Below are 5,717 nucleotides of genomic sequence, written 5' to 3'. Positions count from 1 at the left end.
GGGTAACACTTGGTTTCATCACACACCTGATAGTACAGACCACATTTAATTTTAGTGCCTGCTTTTGCCTTGCTGTAATCGACCATTATCCTAAAGTTTGCCTTTCCTTCAAAAATAAACATGCCCTCGTTGCCCGGATAAGGAATAGCTGCTGTTGTTTTCCATTCTTTATCGGCCACTGCACCTTCAGGAAGTTCCAATCTGGTTTCGGTAACCACAAATGGATTATCTTTAGATACATAGGCATAAATATGCCAGCCTTTTAAAATTTTGGCTTCGATAAGCAAACTGTCTTTTTTATTGCCATTACCAGGAATAAACCTTGCAGAAACCGCAACCGGATCGGCCGTGGTAGGCTCATCATTAACAATCGCTTTTGGCAACTGGTAACTTTGCTGTTGACCAGTAGGAAAGCTTTTTCCATAGGTATTGACCATGAATTTAAAGCCACCAGATTCGGTATAAAATAGATTATTAAGGTTTAGATTGAGCCAATTTCTCCATTCAGCTGCTTTGTTGAATTTTTGAGTAGTGTAACGTTCGAGCAAACGTTGCGCCATCGCTACCTCTTTGTTGGCCTCCAATAAAGTTACACATTTATCTAAAAGCGCCACTTTACGGTTAGAAATACCTAGCTTTTGTGCATCACGGTCTAACAGAAGGGTATACACGCTAGAAGGATAGAAATATTCATAATTTTGACGGTAATACTTGTGATAGAGACTGATATTAGTACCATAAATAGCAAATAAACTATCTCCGGCATAACTTTTTACATAGTCCTCAAAAGATTGGGTATCGTTGGTTACCGGCATTTTCAAAAACATTTCGTTGCCATGGCCAATATCTTCACCTTTTGCTTTTTTATCTTTTAATTCCTGTTGCATTTTCAGCATACGCAGGTTCCCTTCACGACGTGATACAATGGCCTGATTATAAAGATCTTTGCTTAACCGATAAATCAGTTCATCTATGCCACTACGGGTTTCGATCTGTACTTTTTTAACAATAGCCGGAAGATGATCGAATTTTTTGATGTAACAGATCGTGTTTACAAAAACATCTTTGGCCTCATCTGTCATATAATCAGGAGAGCCTGCAAAACCCCACATAAAATAATTTCCTTGGCGACCTAATGCCACTGCTTCGGCATTTTTAAGACAAACGCCACCTGAAATAGATTCAGCATCTGGCGAATCGTTAAATCCTTCGCCGTGCGAAACCATGCCGATTAGATAAGGTTCTTTGGAAGAAAAGCCTTGCTTTACCACCTGCCACCTATTCATTTCTTTGGGTGTACCAACTCCCTGATGACCATTAAAAAAAGAACCAGGCGTGGGTTTTTTCACCATAGTTAATTTTACAGCATTTGGGGTATTAAAAATGGGATGATCGGTTCTGATGTTCAAGGCTTCGTCATCCAGACACTGGCAGTACCAGTCGAACTTTAAACCTAAAGGTAAACCCACATTGGGTGCCATGGCGTGCATTAAAACCATTGGGCGACTAAATTTTGCGGGCATGTTAACAGGGCCGGCATCCATTAAGGTTACATCTACCTCATCAGACATTTCTACCTTATAATCAGCCACATCTATTACTTTAACCTCGGTAAAGCGCTGTTCCAAAAAGGTTTTAAAATCTGCCATTCTGGTTTTGTATATTTTTTCGACAACAGCTGGTGTAGTTGAATAATAAACTACATTTTTCGGCATTGGTTTATCGGGATTATATCCAACATACAAAACCTTCAATACAATTTTCTCCCGATATTTCGCAGTTCCAAAAGTGAGCAGCGAAACCAGCATCAGGCATGCCGTTAGCATCTTTTTCATCATCTATATTTTATCAACCAATAACTAATTGAATATTTCAGCAAGCTTTTTGTTCAAAGGTTCACCACGCAAGCCATTACCGATAATTTTACCCTGCGCATCTACCAGAAAACTTGCAGGTACTGCGCGTACACCATATAAACGGCCTACTTCATTGTTCCATCCTTTCAGGTCAGAAACATGAATCCAGTCTAAACCATCTTTTTCAATCGCTTCTAACCAGCGTTCTTTTACATTATCCAATGAAACCGAAATAATTTCGAAGCCTTTATCTTTATAGGTTTGATATTGTTTTACCAGGTTCGGATTTTCGGCCCTGCAGGGACCGCACCAGCTTGCCCAAAACTCAACCAGTACCACTTTTCCTTTTAAACTGGCTAACGAAACTGGCTTGCCTACCACATTGTTCTGTGTAAAAAGCGGCGCAACATTTCCAACAGCAGTAATGCCACTTGCGGCAATACGCTGAGCGAGTTCTTTTCCCATATCGGTTTCACGGTACGCTTTGTTCAAGGCAATAAAAAGCGGTTCAACTTTGGCTACATCAACCTTACTTCCGGCAGCTTCTGAAAGTGCTACCAAAGCGAAATATGAATTTGGGTGTTCTTTARCAAATTGAAATTGTTTATCGGTTCTGTTCTGGATGTTTTTTCTGAAGCGCAGGTCTACTGCTTTCATGTAAGCGGTATCTTTTTGCTGCTCGGGTGTGCCACGGTTAAAATCTATATTAACGGCTTTGGTAAGTGCCATAATGGTACCACCAATAGCTTTGTTATAGGCATCATATTCCTGGTAAACTTTCGAACCACTAAAAACAGCGTTTTCCAAAGAATCCTTTGAAGTGATCGTTACCTGTTCCTTACCAAAATAAAAGTAAATAACATCTCCGGTATAAACTGCCTTACCTTTACCGCCACCAGTATGATCGAGTGCCATACGGGCGTAGGCATTACCAGAAATATGTCCGGCAAACTTGAAACTTCCGTTAACAAGCGCTACTGAATCTTCGTGACTTACACCATTGTCCATGTAATCGATATAGGCTTTCGCTGGTGCTCCCAATGTGCCTATTTTACCTGTTAAACTAAAATTCGGCGCTTGTGCCCAGCTTAAAACTGGTAACAAAATGGCCAATACTGCTAATTTTATGATTTTCATTTGTATGTTTCTTTATGTTTAAATAAGTTCCACGCTCAGATTTAAGCCCAAGCGTGGAACAGCATTATTTTCTGATCGCGATATCAACCGGAGCGCCGGGAATTCCTTCGATCTTTTTAATGAGTACACCATTCATTCCTGTAGCTATATTTAGAAATGAAACGGTTTCTTCTGTTCCTACCATCAATGTTTCTTCGTCTTCAGTAAGTTTTAGCATCGTAATCGATTTACCACTAAAGCTAGTAACAAGCTCCATAAGCTCTTCATTTACAGGATTATACCGATACACTTTACTACCATTGGCAATATAGATTACCCCATTTTTAGCACCACTCCATTTTGTATTTTCGTTAATTAACTCCTGGCGTACAAAAAGACGCTTATGTTGAGGGGTAAAGGTAAACGGCCCGTTAAACTGAACATTGAACTTTAATTCATAAATCTTTCCATCGGTTCCCTTACTATAGGCAAAACAATCTGCGTTATTAAGTTGCTCCAAATGAATAAGATCCATACCTACATTTAATGGATCGAAAGCATTTGTTGTGGTAACCGAGTATTGAGTACCAAAATAAACAGGCGCTCCATAAAGATTGATCCTGACAAATTGCTTTCTGTTTTTGTCGAAGCCAATAAAATAGGTAGCCGATTGCGTAAAGCTCATTACAAAAGACGGGGCCAATTCGTAATCACCATCAGCAGGTAAGCCGAACATTCCATAAGTAGCAGCCTGATCCCATGTGCTCGTTGTTCCACCATAAAACTTACCATTTACAACGCCCATCATTACCCCTTGAGGATGCGAGATCAGTGAACCAACCTCAAGATTATCCGGTTGCGTAAAGAAGTTATCCTTAAGTGTATTTGGGTATTTTGGATCTTCCTGCATGGTATTGGGCTCCAACCTGATTCCGCCATTTTTTGTAATAATCCAATACCCTAACATTGTGCCGCCCGTAAATGCATTCCTAAGCAGAAATAAATTTGTAGGGTTTGCAGGCAAATCTTTCCCCTGCATTGCCCTGTATAAACGGGCCTTTACACTACCGTCCGGTTTTACAAATGAAAACTGTGTTATTCCATTTTCGACACTCAATACCGTTGTACCACTGGCAAACTCGGTTCCCCCGTCTATGTAAAACTTATGGAAATATTTCATTCCATTTGCTTTGTTGAACACTGTAAGACGGGCAGCGTATCTTTTAGCCTGCAAACCAAATATGATTCTTAAAGCTGGTCCGGTATAAAGAACGTCATTCCCTTCCATTACACTGATTTTCCATTGAAGTTCTATATTGGCCGCATCCACACCTTCTATTTTTGGTTTGATGATCAAACTATCACCTACACTTGCAGTGTAAACAGAATCGAGGTTGGCCAGTTTAGGCTCAATAGGCATATCGATATCATAATTGCCAAGGTCTTTATGACATGCGGCAAGAGAAACCACACCAATTATTAACAAGATTAATTTTTTAATATCCATGTTTTTACATTTAAATAACCTCATTACCGTTTTCATCTATAAAATAGTATTTGCCATTCTGCATGTTTTTTCTCAACAGCGTTTTTTTGGCCGGATTTTTTTATTGTAGAAATAATAACTATTAGTATTACCTGCAGTTACCTCTTCAATTACATAGCCTTTTGCTTCATTTTTAGTTACCCAATTAAATGGATTATTTAGCATAGTGGTTAATAAACCTATATAATAGAGGTTTTTTGGTGCGTCCAGTCCATCGGTAGTAAGGGAGGTTTGCCCGGTTACCAGAATAAACAACTCGTGTTTGGTTCTCGAATAAGGAGGAAGCGGCCAGGTATCCCACCAATTTGGTTTTTCCAGTTTGGAGGAGAACACCACTTTTGCCCTGATCAGATATGGGTTTTCGATGCCCAGATCTGGTGTACCGGTTAATTTGATGAGTATGGAAACCGATCTGTTTTCAAGTTCCTTATCCTTATTATAAATAACCACAGGAATGTATCCTAATCCTTTATTAGGAAGGATTGAATATTGAGTTTTCAAAGCTTCGTAATGAATTCCGAGAGTTGCCGTAGAAGAATCAGCATCTACCCGTGCACTAAATTTCCGCTCTACATCTGCTCTGATTCCGGATAAACGTACAGGTAGCCACACGGTATCCTGGGCCAGTGTAGGATTATAGGCAAAGGTTCTTACTATACTGTCTTTATCACCATTATAAATGTCGAAATAGACATTAGCACTGTGATCAAAACGCATTTCTTCTGCTTTCTTGCATGAAACAAGGCAGATAATTGCGAATATTAATATATATATTTTCATAATTTGCTATTAATAGAATTTCAAATTGTTTTATCTGCCACCATAAACAATCTCATCGTTAGGAAGAGGAAGTACGAAAATGTTATCGGAAGCAGGAATGGTTACACCAGTTTGCCCTACTATACCTCTATTAAGCCGCTTATACATATAGAATAACTGGCCTTCGGCTAACCATTCTTTACGGGCATCTTTAAGCAGTTCTTTTAATAAATCTTCTTCGTTGTTTATGGTCAAAGGGTCACCTATTTGCCTCGCTTCACGAACCTGTGTAAGGTAATTGACCGCGGTTGTGGGATTATTTGCATATGAACACTCGGCAGCGATGTAATACATCTCACTAAGCCTGATTGCAGGAGCCATCAGATAATGTAAATTTGCGCCTGTTTCAGCACTTAAGGGGTTTCTGCGGTATTTAACGA

The 5,717-nt window shown here is 39.5% G+C and carries 5 protein-coding genes; all 5 read right to left on the bottom strand.

Annotated elements, in window-relative coordinates:
• Positions 1-1,835 (bottom strand): protein-disulfide reductase DsbD domain-containing protein (locus AC1DPQ_RS15840; protein ID WP_477610183.1); only part of this gene is annotated, 1,835 nt, incomplete at its 3' end.
• Positions 1,836-1,859: 24 nt separating this feature from the next.
• Positions 1,860-2,993 (bottom strand): redoxin domain-containing protein, encoded by a 1,134-nt coding sequence (locus tag AC1DPQ_RS15835; protein ID WP_477610181.1) that lies wholly within the window; start codon positions 2,991-2,993, stop codon positions 1,860-1,862.
• Positions 2,994-3,057: 64 nt separating this feature from the next.
• Positions 3,058-4,479 carry a PKD-like family lipoprotein gene (locus tag AC1DPQ_RS15830; RefSeq protein ID WP_477610179.1) on the bottom strand — a complete coding sequence of 474 codons (1,422 nt, stop codon included), beginning with the start codon at positions 4,477-4,479 and terminating at the stop codon, positions 3,058-3,060.
• 72 nt (positions 4,480-4,551) lie between these two features.
• The gene (locus AC1DPQ_RS15825) at positions 4,552-5,298 is read right to left on the bottom strand and encodes a DUF4843 domain-containing protein (protein WP_477610177.1); all 747 of its coding nucleotides are present in this window, start codon (positions 5,296-5,298) and stop codon (positions 4,552-4,554) included.
• A gap of 30 nt (positions 5,299-5,328) precedes the next feature.
• On the bottom strand, positions 5,329-5,717 hold a 389-nt coding region (locus AC1DPQ_RS15820; RefSeq protein WP_477610175.1), incomplete at its 5' end, for a RagB/SusD family nutrient uptake outer membrane protein.

The organism is Pedobacter sp. 01T416_2, assembly GCF_056398925.1.
This window is presented reverse-complemented; position numbering and strand designations above follow the sequence as displayed.

What these genes read in the sequence shown, in the direction of transcription:
- AC1DPQ_RS15825 (WP_477610177.1), bottom strand. Translation starts at nt 5,298, where the DNA reads ATGAAAATATATATATTAATATTCGCAATTATCTGCCTTGTTTCATGC.
- AC1DPQ_RS15830 (WP_477610179.1), bottom strand. Translation starts at nt 4,479, where the DNA reads ATGGATATTAAAAAATTAATCTTGTTAATAATTGGTGTGGTTTCTCTT.